Here is a 16,554-nt window from a genome sequence, read left to right on the forward strand (position 1 = left end):
AATAGCTAATTGGAAAAGGTTCATCACATTTCCAATTAGCTATTTATTCGTTTATGTTATACTTTATGAAGTGAAATGAAGCTATAAGGAGTGTATAATTTGAATAATAAAAATGAGCATTTACTACTAATAGATGGAATGGCACTATTATTTCGATCGTTTTTTGCTACAGCTGTGACTGGTCAATTCATGATGAACTCGAAAGGACTCCCAACAAATGGTGTCCAGGGATTCATGAAGCATCTACTGATGGCAGCAGAGCATGTAAAGCCTACGCATATCATCGTTTGTTGGGATATGGGAAGCCAGACATTCCGTAATGAAGTATTCAATGACTATAAATCGAATCGAAACGCACCTCCAGTCGAACTGATACCGCAATTCGACCTGGCTAAAGAGGTGGCAGAAGGATTTAATCTTTCCAATGTGGGTGTGGTAGGCTACGAAGCTGATGATTGTATCGGAACCCTGGCGAAACTTCACCAATCTGAGCGTAAAGTATCGGTACTTAGCGGAGACCAGGATCTTCTCCAGCTTCTCGACGATAACATTGAAATCATGCTCTTGAAAAAAGGCTATGGGAACTACCAAACGTATACGAAAGATATTTTTGTGGAAGAAAGAGGAATTACTCCTCAACAATTCATTGATGTAAAAGCGTTAATGGGAGATACAAGTGATGGATATCCAGGTGTGAAAGGGATCGGTGAGAAGACAGCTCTAAAGTTGATTCAGCAATATAACGATATATCCGGTATCCTTCTGAACCTGCACGAGCTGACTCCATCTCAACGTAAAAAGATTGAAGAGGACTTGGATATGCTCCATATTTCAAGGAAGCTGGCTGAAATTCATTGTGAGGTGCCATTATCGGTTTCGATTGAGGAAACGAGTTGGAGTAATGTATCACATGACACTCTTTCTTTTGTAGATGATTTAGAATTAAAAGTTCTGAGAAGGTTTTTAATGGATTCAAATGTTATGGTTGCTTCTAGTTAAGCATTAAATCGAGTGTCAGGGATTTGAACCCTGACACTTTTTTTATTTTGCCTTTGTTCAATACAAATATCCCATGTGTAGTGATTTTTAGGACAAACTACTGATAAGGGAGGTGTAAGGGTGAATAAAGGGATCGTAACAGCATTGATCAGTATTGCGTTCGCACAAGGATTAAAAATCCCACTGCATTTCTTGAAAAAGAAAGAATGGAAGCCTGATTTGTTCTTTCAAACAGGGGGAATGCCAAGCTCCCATAGTGCGGGAGTGGCTTCTTTAACGACATTCATTGCTTTGAAAAGAGGAGTGAGGACCATTGATTTTGCTCTTTCCTTCATCTTTGGGTTGATTGTTATGTATGATGCGCAAGGGATTCGAAGACAAACGGGTGAATTGACCCTGAAAGTAAATAGTTTGGATGAACTTGTTCGTAAAGCTCATGAAAATGAAACGGTTGAGTTTGAGGAGAAAAAACCGAAGAGATTGAAGGAAATGCTTGGTCATCAGCCTCAGGAAGTCGTGGGAGGTGCCCTGCTTGGCTCTATCCTAGGCTTCATAGCTTTTTTATTTTCTAAAAAGGATGGACTAGGCAAAAGAAAAAAATTTCTGTAAGATAAGAAGTGACAAAGTGCGATAAGGTGAGGAGAAACGTGAAAAAGACAACAGAAGAATTTCTCATAGATCTAGAAAACAAGGGCTTTAAATTTCAAGAAGATGCGATTGGCTTCATTTACTTTGGGAAAAAATATACAGACGCAACGGATGAATTGGTCAACAGTGCCATCGAGATCACGCTTAAAGCACAAAAGCAATTTGACAGTAGTTTCTACATGTCCATATTAGAAAGGCTGCATTCCCAACAAATTTCTTCCAGAAAAGACGCATTGAAATGGATGGAAAAACAAGGGTTGGCGTAGAGGCAAACAGTTGGATACAAAGCAAAGACCATCTGAAACGAAAGTCGTTTCAGATGGTCTTTGCTTTGTATAAGGGTTATCTGATTCTTTAAACTGTCAAACTTTATCGCCCATCTACTGAGTGCTTAGTGTTCTTGTTTCTCCCTATCCAGGCAAACAGAGGCAGTTCAGAGAAAAGCATTCCGATTACGATGAAACAGCAGCCTGCAATCGCCAGAAATCCCAATCGTTCGTCTATCCACAAATAAGAGCAGAAGGCAGCGAAAACAGGTTCCATGGTGAAAATAATGGCCACCCTGGATGGAGTCGTATACCTCTGAGCATAGGTTTGAGTGATGAACGCTAATAAGGTAGCCAATAAAGAGGTAATTAGTAATGCGGTAATCACTTCCTTATTGAAAAATCCACCTTTGATGAGCACTTGCTTTGGTTCTTCAAAAATCAATGCACATCCTAACGACAGTATTCCAACTGTAGATAACTGAATCGTCGTTAATAGCAGAAGGGAAGCTCTTCTAGTGAAAAGGTCTGTAAAAATAATATGTAAGGTAAATCCGAATGCACATATGAATACGAGGATATCCCCTTTATTAATTGCTTGGGAATGACCTGACATAAGCAGGTATAGCCCTATTGTTGCAAACATCGAGCCTATGATGGCACCTTTAGAAGGAATCCGCTTAAAGAACACATTTGAAAATAGGGGGACCATCACTACACTCAAACCTGTAACAAAACCTGCCTTAGAGGGGGTTGTGAACAACAGACCAAGGGTTTGAAAGGCATATCCAATAAATAGAAAGAATCCTAAAAGACTGCCGTATAAGACGGAGTGCTTATTAACAGGAGTCTTCTTAATAAATAGAAGCACGCCTAAAGGAAGCGCAGCCAGCAGAAACCGAATTCCATTAAACATGAATGGTGGAAGGAATTCAATGGCTGATTGAACGATCACAAAGGTAGATCCCCATATAAACGCAACAATGATTAAGGAGATATCAGCCATGCGTGACAATAAAAATTCCCCCTCTAATTAAGATGGATGGCTTTACGGGCCAATTCATCCGCTGCTTTATTTTCTTTACTGGGTATCCACTTTACAAAGAAGAGATTTAGTTGCTTCGTCATTTTCAAAATTTCCTCAAGCAGATGTTTATATTGAGTGTTACGTACAAACCCCTTCTCAATCGCATGGACGACTGCTTGAGAATCACTTCGAAGCCACACGGTGTCGTCTTTTTTTTCTAAACACAGTTCTAGCGCTTTTTTACATGCAGTAAATTCAGCTTCGTGATTATCCATCATCCCCAAAGGAATGGAGTGCTTCTCCACTTCGCCGTTCCACTTAATGAAAATTCCGGCCCCGCTTGGTCCTGGGTTGCCTGCGCTTGCTCCATCAATATTCACTTCTATCATTTGAGATCACTCCAAATTACATCGTAAGAATATTAATATAGTAGCATATATAAGAGTGAGATGGAGACATATTGGGTTAATCTGATTATATGCTAATTCGCTAAAGGGTATTTAACCACAATGAAAACGACCAGAGCAAATTCAACCCTGGACGTTCTGATTCCTATTCCTATCCTATATTCTTGGGGAAACGTTTTGCGATATAGCCAAATGGGGTATCGATGATGGAAATGAGCCATTTGAGTAAATAGGTCGTAATGAAAATCTCAAACCATACATCCTTCGGATATTCTCCAAGAAAAGCAATACTTGTGAAAACAAGTGTGTCCAAAAGCTGACTTATCATTGTACTCCCGTTATTTCGGATCCAAAACTGTGAATCTTTTGGAAATCTCTTCTTTAAGTAAGTGAAGATGTAAACGTCTGTTAATTGACTAATAAGATAGGCCATTAAGCTACCTAAAGCAATCCGAGGTATGATTCCAAAGATCGTAGCCAAAGATTCTTGTGCGAAATCATCAGGATGAGGTTGAAATTGCAGCACAAGTTGCATAATAATAGTCATAACGATCAAGGTGAAAAAGCCTAGCCAAACGGCTTTCTGAGCATCCTTTTTTCCGTACTTTTCATTCAGGATATCCGTAACCAAAAAGGCGGTGCCATACATGGCATTTCCTAGCGTAGCGGTTAACCCAAAGATTTCAATCGTTTTGACAACTTGCAGATTAGCGAGTATCGTGGAAATGCCAATCCAAACAAAAAGTCCAGTTCGCCCAAACAATCTATACATGATCAGTAGACATGAGAATGTAATGAGTACGAACAGGAGACCGAACCATATATTAAACATATTAGAGTCCTCCTACTATACTTGCCTAAACAATAGTCACCATTATACAAATAAAAGTAAATGTAAACAACAAAATGGAGTTAAAGGAGTCTGTGGCCATGGAAATGAAGATCAAATTTAAATATAAGAGTAAAACACCTTCCTGCATTTGGTTTGAATCTGATTACTTTCCAAGAAAAGAAACGATGATTCATGTGGATGATCTTATGAAAACAGGGAGAGTCCTTGATCTTGAAATTATCGATGAAATGGGGAATTCGTGGTCCAGAAAGGAATTCATTAAACTGAATCAGGAATTAGATAAGGAACCGGAAAATATTGTTGTATATTTTGATGGTGGATTTGATAAGGAATCCCACATTGCCGGTGCAGGAATCGCCATCTATTATGATAAAGGTGGAGAATCCTTTAGGATTAGAAAGAATGAACTCCTCGAGGAAATAGACAATAATAATGAAGCAGAATATGCAGCATTACATATTGCCCTCGGATTGCTGGAAGAAATAGGCGTCAAAAATGCGCCCTGTTCGATCATGGGAGATTCACAGGTTGTACTTAAACAGCTGGAAGGGGAATGGCCTTGCTATGAAGAGGGCTTAAGCCGCTGGCTCGATCGAATTGAAGCCCAAATCCAAAAGCTCAGATTGAAAACCGATGTAACCGTGCTGAATCGAAAAGATAATAAAGAAGCAGATAAGCTTGCCAATCAAGCGTTGCAAGGCACCAAAGTACACAGTAATAAACGAATAGAATAATGTCATCCCGAACAATATACTCTATAAATAATAACAACGTACGCGAACAAGCTTAGGAGTGATCATATGAATCGAAAAGAAGTGGTGGACAAAGTGGATGAGCTTATAGACACCTACTGCAACGACTGCTTACTTAAAGCACACTTTCGTAAAGAGCATGGTAAAACGTACGCTCACCGCTTTTGCATAGAAAAATGCACCATTGGAGAACAAATACGAAATCACGGAGAAAAATTGAACTAGAAAAAGGAGGTTCATACTCGAATCCCACCATGAACTTGGGGGGACTAGCCGGCGAAGCGGGATCTAACAAAAAGGACATCCGTTCCAAGTATTAACTCGAAACGGATGTCCTTTTTGTATTTCATATATTGTTGACCAATTATAATTTAACTACGTTTTCTGCTTGTGGTCCGCGATTTCCATCAACTACGTCGAAAGAAACTTCTTGACCTTCTTCCAATGATTTGAACCCTTCTCCTTGAATTGCTGAGAAATGAACAAATACATCTTCTCCGCCTTCTACTTCGATAAATCCAAATCCTTTTTCATTGTTGAACCATTTCACTTTACCATTTTGCATTTTCTAATCCTCCTAAATCGTTCAAGCACTTTTGCGCTTCTGGAAAATATTTATCATGAAATGCTTGATTCTCATGGCTTAAAGATAAGCATGGAGCTCATGCACTACGATGATGTCTTAACTATACAATATGAAGATTTTCGAGTCAACATTCACCCTAAGAATTTGATGGGGTTTTTACAGATTTTGTTTGCGTAAGGCACCCATTCAGCTTTGAAGGATCCCAATTTTTTAAAAGGTGGAGGATATTTGATTTCATTTAAACGCACGATTGAAGTGGCAGAAATGGGAATCAAAGAAATGACCTGGTATGACTGGGTTGTATTCGCTCTTTACTTATAGTAAACTTTTAATGATATTTATGGGAATTTGGAGGGTACAGAATGCCTACACCAAGTATGGAAGATTATATAGAACAGATTTATATGTTAATTGAGAATAAAGGTTATGCAAGAGTATCAGATATAGCAGAAGCTTTATCCGTTCACCCCTCCTCCGTTACCAAAATGGTGCAGAAGCTAGATAAGGATGATTATCTCATTTATGAGAAATATCGTGGGCTTGTTCTGACTCCAAAAGGGAGTAAAGTAGGAAAACGTTTAGTATATAGGCATGAGCTGTTAGAACAATTCCTTCGTGTTATTGGAGTGAAAGAAGAGCAAATATATGAGGACGTTGAAGGAATCGAACATCACTTAAGCTGGGACTCAATTGATCGAATTGGTGATCTTGTTCAATTCTTTGAGGAAGAAAAGAAACGGGTAGAAGAGCTACGAACTATTCAAAATCGTAGCGAATAGCAGGATTATACGTTTTCATTCACCAATATGTCGTGAAATTCAACTGCATACTAACTAAAAGGACTTTCAATTTAGGTTGAAAGTCCTTTTAAACACTATGGATGAACCTGTAGACTATTGAAATGGATTCAGAAGATATTTGGATAATCATGGAAATCGTTATCACTCAGTGACAGACTTGTTAATTCCGATTCTCCCCATTCATTTTCATTGAGTGTAACACCTTGAATTAAGCCTTCAGAAGCTTCTAGAACAGCTTTGCGATAGGAAATAATTCGTCCGGAAGAAGTTTGAAAACTAATGATGTCTCCATGATAATTTCGTTGAACCTTAGAAATCTCTTCCATACTTCATCACCTTTCTTGATCAGACTATGAGAATAGTATGGACAAATGAGCAGCAAAAAATAAGATGATATGCATACTTAAATATGGAAATGACCTAATGAAATGGCTGTTTTTGTAATAGAATGGGTATCTGCAGCTGGTATAAGAATTTTTAGAGCCTGAGTGAAAATCTAGAGTATGATCAATAAATAGTGAGGTGTGTGTATGAAACGTTCAGAATGGCATCAGAGTGCGAGAAATCGCTGGGAAGACAATGCAGATCATTGGCATTCAAAAAGCGTAGAAATGTGGACTAGTGGAAGTAGAAAGAAGATTATCCCGTTCTTTAACAAGCATATTGAAAAAGGGCAACCTGTTGCAGACTTAGGTTGCGGTGACGGGTATGGATCTTATCTGCTTTATGAAAAAGGATATGTAGTTACAGGAATGGACTTCTCTCGGAAAATGGTTGATATTGCGAATAAACAAGAAAAGGATACTTTATCGTTTGTTCAAGGTGATTTGAGGTCTCTACCATTTCAAGATGAGCAATTTCATGCTGTGATGGCGATTAATTCCATTGAATGGACGGAGGATCCATTCCATACTTTGAATGAAATCGAACGAGTTGTCGCTACTGATGGCTATATTTGTATTGGTCTCTTAGGCCCTACTGCCCACCCGAGGGAGAATGCATTCATGCGCCTTCACGGTGAAAAAGTGATTTGCAATACGATGATGCCTTGGGAACTGGAGAGGCTGGCCAATGAAAAAGGGTGGAAGAAAATCGAGGAAAATTGGGTATACAAAAACGGCGTGGACGTTTCCTTAACAGAAACTCTTTCCAATGAATTAAAGCAGTCTTTAACGTTTATGACATTGTTCATGTTTCAAAAATAAAGAATATGATCGATCCGAACTTTTCGGATCGATCATATTTTTTCTTATTTATTCAGCTCGTTCACCAATTCTCTTTTTATGCGTTTGAAATGAATCGGATGATGAAACCATCCTGCATAGCTTTTCTCGATTGATTTTTGATGAGAGTATATCCAGGTTGCTTTAAAGGGAAAAGTGGTTAATGATGCAATGCCTATTCCGAAAAAGATGTGAGTCGATGTTTCCATGTCACATCCTCCTTTCAGAGGGGTAACTCTGCTTATGTTCATGACGAAGAATATCCTCCACGATGGATATGCATGCATTTTCTTTGTAGACAGAATATACTTTTCCGGATAGTGAATCTTTGGTATTTTTATCATATAAACAACGATATATGTTTTTTAAGAAATCATAATGGGTTACATATTTGAGAGCTGCCCCCTCTTGGAAAAAATAATTGGCATTTTCATTTTCCTGTCCGGGAGCAGGCTTAAATATGATGATAGGCAGTTTGAAAGAAGCTGCTTCCGTTAACGTGATGGCACCGGACTTTGTGACTAGGCAATCGGTTAAGGAAAACAGTTTTTCCATCCCAGTCATATATCCATAGATATGAATATTCGGACATTTAACCACATTTTTTAAATGTAAATAAAGTTCCTTATTCCTTCCGCACACAACGACTGCCTGAAGATTGGGATCCTTTGAAAGGGATGACAAGACTGGTTCGATATTCGGGACCAAGCCGAGACCTCCCCCCATAAAGGTGACCGTTTTTCGATCGGGGGATAGTCCAAGCTCTTTATAAGGTTTTTCTGCATGTGGCTGGAAACATGATCTTATGGGTAAACCGCTAACTATGATTCTTTGTTTTTCAACTCCGTACGTAGTGAGGGTCCTCCTTACCTGTTCACTCGCCACATAGTATTTCTCTATCATTGGATGAATCCACAGCGGGTGAGCACAGTAATCTGTTATTACGGTATAAGTTGGTATATTAAAGGAGGAACGGAGTCGTAAGTATGGTGCTGCAGGAAGCGGGAATGTCGTGACGATGCAGGACGGCGAATAGGTTTCGATAAGTTTTAACAACCTCTTCTTTCCTAAATGCTGATAGAAATAACTTAACCCCTTTGAGGAAAGTTTGTCTGTTCCATAATAAAAAGCTTTATAAAAAGGAGTGCCGAATTTAGAAAAACCCTTTTTTAATAAATTTTGAGCTATTGAGTGAATAGCGGGGTAGGCTTCCCCGTATAAATCTCGGATATGTACATGATGTCCAAGATTTCTAAATGTATCAGCAATGGTCTCAGCGGTTTGGGTATGTCCTTCTCCAAAATGAGCTGTTAAAATGAGAACCGACTTTTCTTTCCGCATTCTATTTCCCCCGATCAAAGAAAATGGTAGAGAGAGAAGAGCAAAACAATTGATTTATCGTGTAAAATAAAGAAACACTATATTATAAGAGTACCTACAGATTGTAAATGCTGTTTATTGATAAACACGCTTTTTTGTAAAAAATGAATTGATACACGGTGTATAACGTTAACTATGAAGCTAAGAAGGTGAATTTCTGTGACAACCACGAAGAGAAAAGTGAAATCAGATATTGAAATTGCTCAACAATCCACGCTAATGCCGATCATAGATATTGCGAAGAAAATTGGACTTACAGAAGATGATATGGAGTCCTTTGGGAAATACAAAGGGAAAATTTCCTTTGAAGCGATACATAGACTGAAAGACCATACCCAGGGGAAATTAATCCTGGTCACATCAATCAACCCAACGCCAGCGGGCGAAGGGAAATCAACGGTTACTGTGGGGCTAGGGGATGCGTTAAACCAATTAAATAAAAAAGCCATTATCGCTATGAGAGAGCCTTCCCTTGGGCCGACAATGGGAATCAAGGGGGGAGCAACTGGAGGAGGATATTCTCAGGTTCTCCCTATGGAGGACATCAACCTTCATTTCACAGGGGATATCCACGCCATATCCGCTGCAAACAACGCTTTATCTGCGCTAATCGATAATCATATGCATCAAGGAAATGAATTGGATATCGATCAACGAAGAGTTGTCTGGAAACGTGCCATTGATATGAATGATCGTGCTCTTAGGCAAATAATTGTGGGTTTGGGTGGCCCTGTACAAGGTGTTCCACGAGAAGATGGATTTGATATCACTGTAGCGTCTGAGATTATGGCTGTTCTATGTTTATCACAGAGTATAGAGGAATTAAGAAGTAGACTTGGGAAGATGGTTGTGGCCTATAACGTATCAAAACAACCGGTAACCGTAGAAGACTTGGGAGTGGAGGGTGCACTGACCTTATTGTTGAAGGATGCCCTGAAGCCTAATCTTGTGCAGACGATTGAGCATTCACCAGCTCTTATTCACGGAGGACCATTTGCGAATATTGCCCACGGCTGCAATAGTATCATGGCTACGAAAACGGCATTGAAACTTGCAGATTATGTGGTGACAGAATCCGGATTCGGGGCGGATCTAGGAGCGGAAAAATTCCTCAATATCAAGACAAGGGCTGCCGATATAGCCCCTGATGCCATCGTTCTTGTAGCCACCATTCGTGCCCTGAAGATGCATGGGGGTCAAGGGAAAGACAAACTGCAGACAGAAAATCTTGAGGCTCTCCATAGGGGATTAGCGAATTTAAAGAAGCATATGGAAACATTGGATCAATTTAATGTCCCATACGTGGTAGCCGTCAATCGATTCGTGACAGACAGTGACCATGAAATTGACACCTTAATGAAATGGTGTGAAAACCAGAGTGTGAAGGTTTCCTTAACAGATGTCTGGGCAAAAGGTGGACAAGGCGGAGTGGATTTAGCTGAAAAGGTATTGAGTGAAATAGAAGCGAACAAAAAGGAATTCACTCCACTTTATGAGCTTTCTGATTCACTTCAATTAAAAATCGATACCATCGCGAAAAAAGTGTATGGAGCGAAAGAGGTGGACTACACGGTCAAAGCACGAAAGCAATTGGAGCAGTTTGAAGAACAGGGGTGGGGTGTTCTGCCTATATGTATGGCCAAGACCCAATATTCCCTATCAGATGACCCTTCTAAACTTGGCCGCCCTGAGGGTTTCACGATCACGATAAGGGAATTGAAGCCGAAAATTGGAGCCGGTTTTATCGTTGCATTAACCGGGGAAGTAATGACGATGCCAGGACTACCAAAAAAACCTGCCGCGTTCGGTATGAATGTGGATGAAGCCGGCCGGGCTATCGGGTTGTTTTAGCGATATATATAGGAAGGAGAGGAGAATATGTTTGATCCAACAGCCTTTGATAACTTAAAGGTCGTATTTGAAGGGGCAGTATATGATCTTGATCTAACAGGAGAAATTCAAATACTAGATCGCAAGGACCTGTTTGATTTTGCTCACTATGAACGCTGTTATCAGATTCACTATTCATTACCTTATAAGAAGTCAATGTCCATAGAGTTCCACCTGAAGGCGGATATGGGACATTTTCTGGCTGAAAGAAAAATGCTTACAGAAAAAAATACAGCCGGAGCTGACATTCTCATCGTTTATAAAGGCGATGAAAAATTGAATCAAAATCGAAAGACACTGGAAGAGACGTGGGGTAAGGATAAACACTGGGAATGGAAAGAAGTAACATCATCTATTAACCCGACTGCTTACGAAGGGATAGTATCTTTCAATCGGGTGATTACAGAAGAAATGGTCGACGATGTCTTACAAATGATTTCATTCTCGGTTGAAACATTACAGCAGCTTGACCGAATCGACTTCTAGTACCAAATAGGGTTCATATACATATAAAAAAAGGAGAATTCACATGAGAATAGCATGGGTGACAGATAGTACTGCGTTTGTTCCAAACAATTCGGATAGCAAAGATAATCACATCTATATTGTTCCGATGATCATCTTTTTTGGGGAAAACGAGTATCAAGACGGGGTAGACCTAACGCCTGAGGACTTGTTTGCGAAATTGAGAGAGGACAAGGTAGAGGTGAAAACCTCCCAGCCCTCTATCGGTACATTTAAAGAATTATATGAACAATTATCAAATGACTATGATTATATCTTTTCCATCCATGTTTCTTCTCATTTTAGTGGAACATATTCCTCTGCCACACAGGCTGCGGCGATTTTGAGTGATACAATACCTAACATCATTTGTATCGATTCGAAGGTTATTTCAAATCCATTAACTGAGCTGATCCTATTCGGGCAAAGGTTAGCGAATGAAGGGAAAGATCCCGAATACATTAAACATGCGCTTGAAAACAGAATCACTTCAAGTGAAACTTATGTGATGGTAGGAAGCTTGGAACAGCTTCATAAAAGTGGAAGAATGGGTGGGCTCTCATTCTTCCTCGGAAGTGTCCTGAATATAAAGCCGATGCTTGCAATCGAGGACGGAAAACTTGAAGTAAAAGACAAAGTAAGAAGCATTAAAAAAGGATTGAACAGCATGGAAGAACGCTTTAACCAGGCGCTTGCTGCCAAACAGATAACTAAAGTGTCCGTATTGCATGGATTAAACCAGGAGGATGCTTTAGAATGGATCGAGCAACTCCGTCAAAAGTTTCCGGAAATTGAATTTGGTGCATACCCACTAGGGGCTGTGATTGGTGTCCATGCAGGAGCTAATACGATCGGGATAAGTTGGTTTGAAGAAGTGAATTGAATGAACTGAAAAAAGGAGTGGTGTGATGAATCCTGTACCCACTCCTTTTTATTCTGATAAAAGAAAGTTATTTGGTACAATGGAGGAAAAGGTGAAAATATGGAACAAAAAAAGTTAGATGGAATAATTGATTTTCTGAAAATAGAATACCTGGGAGAGTCAACAGGGCATGATTGGTTTCATTTAGATCGGGTACGTAATCATGCAGTCCGGATTGCCAAGGGAGAAAATCTGCCTCATACATATATCATTGAACTGGCTGCATTGTTACACGATGTACCGGATGAGAAGTTTGTAAAAGAAGAAGAGGGGAAAAAGAAGCTGGACCACATTCTTTCCACCCTGGCTCTTACTGATAAGGAAATGGAATTAGTAAAATCGATTATCTATTCCATCTCCTATAAGGGCGGCCATGAAGCCCAACTCACTTCACCAGAAGCGAAAGTTGTACGGGATGCAGATCGTCTGGACGCTATAGGTGCCATCGGTATCGCCAGAACGTTTGCTTATGGGGGGAAGAAAAGGCGGTCGCTGTATAATCCTGAGTTTCAAGTGAGGAATGAGATGACCTTGGAGGAGTATCGAAATGGTGACAGTTCGAGTATTCATCATTTTCATGAAAAGCTATTAAAGCTGAAAGACTTAATGTGTACGGAAACAGGCAGAGCATTAGCGGAAGAGCGTCATGCTTTCATGCTTCAGTTTCTAGAGCAATTTACTAAAGAATGGAATGGTCATTAATGAGAATGTTAACAGCAGAGAATCTTTCCAAAACATATGGAGAGAAAACTCTATTTAAAGATATATCTTTTTCGATTACCGAAAAGGAAAGAGTTGGACTTATCGGAGTGAATGGGACAGGTAAATCAAGTTTGTTGAAGCTGATTGCCGGAATGGAAGAATATGATAGTGGAGATCTATCAAAGCCCAACGACTATCATATTGCGTATCTCCAACAGGAACCTGCATTTGAGGGAGATTTAACCGTTCTGCAACAAGTGTTCCGTGGAGAAGCCAAGATCATCCAGGCTATGAGGAATTATGAACTGGCTCTATTGAATATGGAGGAAAAACCCGACGACCCGAGTGTGCAGGATCACTTATTTGAGGCTCAGAAGCAAATGGATATCCACCATGCATGGGATGCCAGTGCAAATGCTAAATCAATTTTAACCAAGCTGGGTATTCAGGACTTTACGAAAAAAATGAATGAATTATCAGGAGGTCAAAAAAAGAGGGTAGCTCTGGCTGGTGTCTTGATTGAAACACCTGATTTATTAATTTTGGACGAACCTACCAACCATTTGGATTTCCAGTCTATCAAGTGGCTGGAAGATCATTTAGGCAAGTATAACGGTTCAGTGCTACTCGTGACGCATGATCGTTATTTCCTTGATAAAGTAACGAATCGAATCTTTGAATTAGATGGAGGAAACCTTTATTCCTATAAAGGAAATTATGCATCATTCATCGAGGCGAAAGCTTCCAGGGAAGAAGTCGAGCGCCAATTATCTGAAAAACAGCAAAACCTGTATCGTCGAGAGCTTGCATGGATGAGAAGAGGGGCAAAAGCCCGTACAACGAAGCAAAAAGCACGGATACAGAGATTTGATAACCTGGAGGATAACATGTCTGCAGGACCAACTAATGGTCAAGTTGAAATAGCGATTGGTGGAAATCGTTTAGGGAAGCAAGTATTCGAGTTTAAGAACGCATGTAAAATGTTTGAGGACATATGTATTCTTGATGATTTTTCGTTTCTAATCAAGCCAAAAGACCGCATCGGAATTGTCGGGAAGAACGGTAGTGGTAAATCCACCTTTCTTAACCTCTTGGCAGGAAACGATGAACTCACTAGTGGTGAATTACTAAAAGGACAAACAGTAAAGGTCGCCTATTATACGCAAGGACACGAAGAGCTTGATGAATCAATGCGTATGATTGAATACTTGCGGGAAGCAGGAGAATTTATCACCACCGACAAGGGAGAACAAATATCCGTTACGTCCATGCTTGAGAGGTTCCTATTTCCAATGAGTACCCATGGGACTCTAATCCGCAAGTTGTCCGGTGGAGAAAAAAGAAGGCTTTTCTTACTGAAGCTCCTTATGTCCAAACCCAATGTACTGCTGCTTGATGAACCTACCAACGATTTAGACACAGAAACACTCACAGTTCTTGAAGATTATATTCATGAATTTTCAGGTGTAGTGATCACCGTTTCCCATGATCGATATTTCTTAGACAAAACGGCAGAGCAACTGCTGGTTTTCAATGGCGACAGTCAAATCGATTTTTATTTCGGTGAATATACTGAATATCTCGAAAAGAGTGAGTCGAAAACCAAAAAACAGGGTGCAGAAAAAAAACCTGAGCCCTCACCGGTGAAGGAAGGGAAAGAAAAGGAAAAGAAAAGATTGTCTTATATGGAGAAAAGGGAATGGGAAGAAATCGAAGATAAAATGGCCGATATTGAAGAACGAATAACAGAAGCCGATGCAGAGCTGCAGAAGGTCGGCAGCAATTTCGAAAGGGCTCAGGAACTAATGAATGAGAGCGAAAATCTCAATAACCAATTGGAAAAGCTCATTGAAAGATGGACGTACCTCTCAGAATTTGCCGAATAAGTCACTTCATTTTAAGGCATGAAAGATACTGTGTTAGAATTGAATATATACGAACGTTTTATAGAAAGGGGTAACACGTTTTGAAGATATTATCAATTGAACCTACTCCTAGTCCAAATACTATGAAAGTTCTTCTTGATCAGGAACTGAAAGCTGGGAAAAGCAATAATTATAAAAAGGATGAAACGGAAGGTGCGCCTTCTGTCATCAAAGAAATCCTTTCCATTGACGGCATCAAAGGGGTATACCATGTTGCCGATTTCTTGGCCGTGGAACGGAATGCTAAGTTTGATTGGCAGGAGCTCTTGCCACAGGTAAGAAAGGCATTTGGTGAAGATTCAGCTGAATCGGAAGGAAAGTCCCAAATGGAAGAACATTTTGGAGAAGTGAATGTTTCTGTTCAAATGTTCAAAGGGATTCCAATGCAAGTGAAGGTAGCAGATGGGGAACAAGAGAAACGCTTTTCTCTGCCTGCGTCATTTCTTGAAGCGTTAGGGAAGGCACAAGCGGATGGAGATAATGTTGTCCTTCTAAGAAAGTGGAAAGATTATGGCATTCGTTACGGTGATTTAGATGAGATTGGGAATAATGTGACGGAAGAATTGTTGGCGGCATATCCTGCCCCAAGGCTTACCGCACTTGTCGAAGAATCACAGAAATCTCCGGATTCCAAAGCACCACTCCTTCATAAGAAAAAACAGAAGGTGAACATTGAAGACTTTGATGCGCCAGATTGGCAAACAAGATATCAGAAATTGGACTCTATGGATGATCCTACTCTATCCGACTTGCCTCTTCTAGAAAAAGCACTGGAGGATGAGAAAGTATCTATCCGCCGATTGGCTGTTGTCTATTTGGGGATGATCGAAGATGAGAGTGTACTGCCACTTCTGTATAAAGGATTACATGATAAATCAGTGACAGTAAGAAGAACGGCTGGAGACTGTCTTTCGGACTTAGGTTTTGAAAAAGCCGCTACAGAAATGATGTTCGCCTTAAAGGATAAAAGTAAGCTTGTCAGATGGCGTGCAGCAATGTTCCTATATGAAGCAGGAGATGAATCGGCGCTACCTGCCCTTAAAGAAGCGGAAAATGATCCTGAATTCGAAGTGAAACTTCAGGTGAAAATGGCTATTGAACGGATAGAAGACGGGGAAGAAGCTAAAGGTTCTGTTTGGAAACAAATGACCGAAGCTCGCCAGCAATAAATTAAGGAAAGGGTTGAAGCAATATGTCAATGGCATACGAAGAGTATATGAGACAGTTGGTTACACCAATGAGACAAGAACTGACTCAAGCAGGGTTCAAAGAGCTTGGATCGGAAGAAGAAGTAGTGGACTACATGGAAAACGTTGAAGGAACAACTCTTGTTGTTGTGAACTCTGTATGTGGCTGTGCAGCAGGACTGGCAAGACCTTCTGCTACTCAATCAGTCATGAATAACGAAAAGTCGCCTGACCACCTCGTAACGGTATTTGCAGGACAAGACAAAGAAGCAACTGCTAAAATGAGGGAATATTTCGAGGGGTATGAGCCTTCTTCACCATCTATGGCTCTTCTAAAAGGAAACAAAGTCGTTCATTTCATCCCGAGAGAAGAAATCGAAGATCACGATATTTCGTCGATCATATCGAATTTAGTGGCAGCATATAACGAGCACTGCTAAAACTCAAACATCAAAACTATTAACAAGAAAAAATGTATACAAT

Annotated in this window: 21 protein-coding genes; 14 read left to right on the plus strand and 7 right to left on the minus strand. The window is 40.1% G+C overall.

All coding sequences use genetic code 11. From position 1 onward, the window contains the following. The first annotated feature begins 99 nt into the window (after positions 1-99). From FGG79_RS01335 to FGG79_RS01345, 3 genes are all read left to right on the plus strand, one after another. Positions 100-999, plus strand: a complete 900-nt coding sequence (locus FGG79_RS01335; RefSeq protein ID WP_138775876.1) for a 5'-3' exonuclease — start codon at positions 100-102, stop codon at positions 997-999. Between the two features lie 120 nt (positions 1,000-1,119). After that, positions 1,120-1,608, plus strand: coding sequence for a divergent PAP2 family protein (locus FGG79_RS01340; RefSeq protein WP_138775878.1), 489 nt, complete (start codon positions 1,120-1,122; stop codon positions 1,606-1,608). 38 nt (positions 1,609-1,646) lie between these two features. After that, positions 1,647-1,913, plus strand: coding sequence for a DUF6123 family protein (locus FGG79_RS01345; protein ID WP_138775880.1), 267 nt, complete (start codon positions 1,647-1,649; stop codon positions 1,911-1,913). 103 nt (positions 1,914-2,016) lie between these two features. On the opposite strand, the gene FGG79_RS01350 is transcribed toward FGG79_RS01345, so the two are convergent. The 3 genes from FGG79_RS01350 to FGG79_RS01360 all read right to left on the minus strand — a co-directional run bounded on the left by FGG79_RS01350 (position 2,017) and on the right by FGG79_RS01360 (position 4,179). Further along, positions 2,017-2,919, minus strand: coding sequence for a DMT family transporter (locus FGG79_RS01350; RefSeq protein WP_138777512.1), 903 nt, complete (start codon positions 2,917-2,919; stop codon positions 2,017-2,019). Positions 2,920-2,942: 23 nt separating this feature from the next. Further along, positions 2,943-3,329, minus strand: a complete 387-nt coding sequence (locus tag FGG79_RS01355; protein ID WP_138775882.1) for a reverse transcriptase-like protein — start codon at positions 3,327-3,329, stop codon at positions 2,943-2,945. A 169-nt stretch (positions 3,330-3,498) separates the two neighbouring features. After that, positions 3,499-4,179, minus strand: coding sequence for a queuosine precursor transporter (locus FGG79_RS01360; protein ID WP_138775884.1), 681 nt, complete (start codon positions 4,177-4,179; stop codon positions 3,499-3,501). Positions 4,180-4,277: 98 nt separating this feature from the next. Between FGG79_RS01360 and FGG79_RS01365 the strand changes: the two genes are divergently transcribed. Together FGG79_RS01365 and FGG79_RS01370 are read left to right on the plus strand one after the other, a co-directional pair. Next, positions 4,278-4,934, plus strand: coding sequence for a reverse transcriptase-like protein (locus FGG79_RS01365; RefSeq protein WP_138775886.1), 657 nt, complete (start codon positions 4,278-4,280; stop codon positions 4,932-4,934). 66 nt (positions 4,935-5,000) lie between these two features. Then, positions 5,001-5,177 (plus strand): zinc-finger domain-containing protein, encoded by a 177-nt coding sequence (locus FGG79_RS01370; protein ID WP_138775888.1) that lies wholly within the window; start codon positions 5,001-5,003, stop codon positions 5,175-5,177. Between the two features lie 139 nt (positions 5,178-5,316). On the opposite strand, the gene cspD is transcribed toward FGG79_RS01370, so the two are convergent. Then, positions 5,317-5,517: a cold-shock protein CspD gene (gene cspD, locus FGG79_RS01375; protein WP_138775890.1), complete on the minus strand. Its 201-nt coding sequence runs from the start codon at positions 5,515-5,517 to the stop codon at positions 5,317-5,319. Positions 5,518-5,900: 383 nt separating this feature from the next. Here cspD and mntR point away from each other — a divergent pair, with 383 nt between their 5' ends. Next, positions 5,901-6,317, plus strand: coding sequence for a transcriptional regulator MntR (gene mntR / locus FGG79_RS01380; RefSeq protein WP_138775892.1), 417 nt, complete (start codon positions 5,901-5,903; stop codon positions 6,315-6,317). Between the two features lie 128 nt (positions 6,318-6,445). Here mntR and FGG79_RS01385 read toward each other — a convergent pair whose 3' ends face one another. Beyond that, on the minus strand, positions 6,446-6,664 hold the full coding sequence (locus tag FGG79_RS01385; RefSeq protein ID WP_138775894.1) for a DUF3892 domain-containing protein: 219 nt from the start codon (positions 6,662-6,664) through the stop codon (positions 6,446-6,448). Between the two features lie 204 nt (positions 6,665-6,868). On the opposite strand from FGG79_RS01385, the gene FGG79_RS01390 reads away from it, so the two are divergent. After that, positions 6,869-7,543 (plus strand): class I SAM-dependent methyltransferase, encoded by a 675-nt coding sequence (locus tag FGG79_RS01390; protein ID WP_138775896.1) that lies wholly within the window; start codon positions 6,869-6,871, stop codon positions 7,541-7,543. 44 nt (positions 7,544-7,587) lie between these two features. Here FGG79_RS01390 and FGG79_RS01395 read toward each other — a convergent pair whose 3' ends face one another. Further along, the gene (locus tag FGG79_RS01395) at positions 7,588-7,770 is read right to left on the minus strand and encodes a hypothetical protein (protein WP_138775898.1); all 183 of its coding nucleotides are present in this window, start codon (positions 7,768-7,770) and stop codon (positions 7,588-7,590) included. 1 nt (position 7,771) lies between these two features. Then, positions 7,772-8,902 carry an MGDG synthase family glycosyltransferase gene (locus FGG79_RS01400; protein ID WP_138775900.1) on the minus strand — a complete coding sequence of 377 codons (1,131 nt, stop codon included), beginning with the start codon at positions 8,900-8,902 and terminating at the stop codon, positions 7,772-7,774. A 198-nt stretch (positions 8,903-9,100) separates the two neighbouring features. Here FGG79_RS01400 and FGG79_RS01405 point away from each other — a divergent pair, with 198 nt between their 5' ends. The 7 genes from FGG79_RS01405 to FGG79_RS01435 all read left to right on the plus strand — a co-directional run bounded on the left by FGG79_RS01405 (position 9,101) and on the right by FGG79_RS01435 (position 16,511). After that, complete coding sequence (locus FGG79_RS01405) at positions 9,101-10,792, plus strand: formate--tetrahydrofolate ligase (protein WP_276607944.1); 1,692 nt, start codon at positions 9,101-9,103, stop codon at positions 10,790-10,792. A 27-nt stretch (positions 10,793-10,819) separates the two neighbouring features. Beyond that, entirely contained in the window at positions 10,820-11,317 is a 498-nt protein-coding gene (locus tag FGG79_RS01410) for a hypothetical protein (RefSeq protein ID WP_138775902.1), read from the plus strand. Between the two features lie 43 nt (positions 11,318-11,360). Continuing rightward, the gene (locus FGG79_RS01415; protein WP_138775904.1) at positions 11,361-12,218 is read left to right on the plus strand and encodes a DegV family protein; all 858 of its coding nucleotides are present in this window, start codon (positions 11,361-11,363) and stop codon (positions 12,216-12,218) included. 99 nt (positions 12,219-12,317) lie between these two features. Beyond that, entirely contained in the window at positions 12,318-12,959 is a 642-nt protein-coding gene (locus tag FGG79_RS01420) for an HD domain-containing protein (RefSeq protein ID WP_138775906.1), read from the plus strand. Next, the gene (locus FGG79_RS01425) at positions 12,959-14,845 is read left to right on the plus strand and encodes an ABC-F family ATP-binding cassette domain-containing protein (protein WP_138775908.1); all 1,887 of its coding nucleotides are present in this window, start codon (positions 12,959-12,961) and stop codon (positions 14,843-14,845) included. The genes FGG79_RS01420 and FGG79_RS01425 overlap by 1 nt, the downstream gene beginning before the upstream one ends. An 80-nt stretch (positions 14,846-14,925) precedes the next feature. Next, complete coding sequence (locus FGG79_RS01430) at positions 14,926-16,053, plus strand: conserved virulence factor C family protein (protein ID WP_138775910.1); 1,128 nt, start codon at positions 14,926-14,928, stop codon at positions 16,051-16,053. 23 nt (positions 16,054-16,076) lie between these two features. Continuing rightward, positions 16,077-16,511, plus strand: coding sequence for a BrxA/BrxB family bacilliredoxin (locus FGG79_RS01435; RefSeq protein ID WP_138775912.1), 435 nt, complete (start codon positions 16,077-16,079; stop codon positions 16,509-16,511). Positions 16,512-16,554: the final 43 nt, after the last annotated feature.

Origin of the sequence: Bacillus sp. BHET2 (assembly GCF_005938125.1) — a bacterium.
Taxonomy (GTDB): Bacteria; Bacillota; Bacilli; order Bacillales; family Bacillaceae_B; genus Rossellomorea.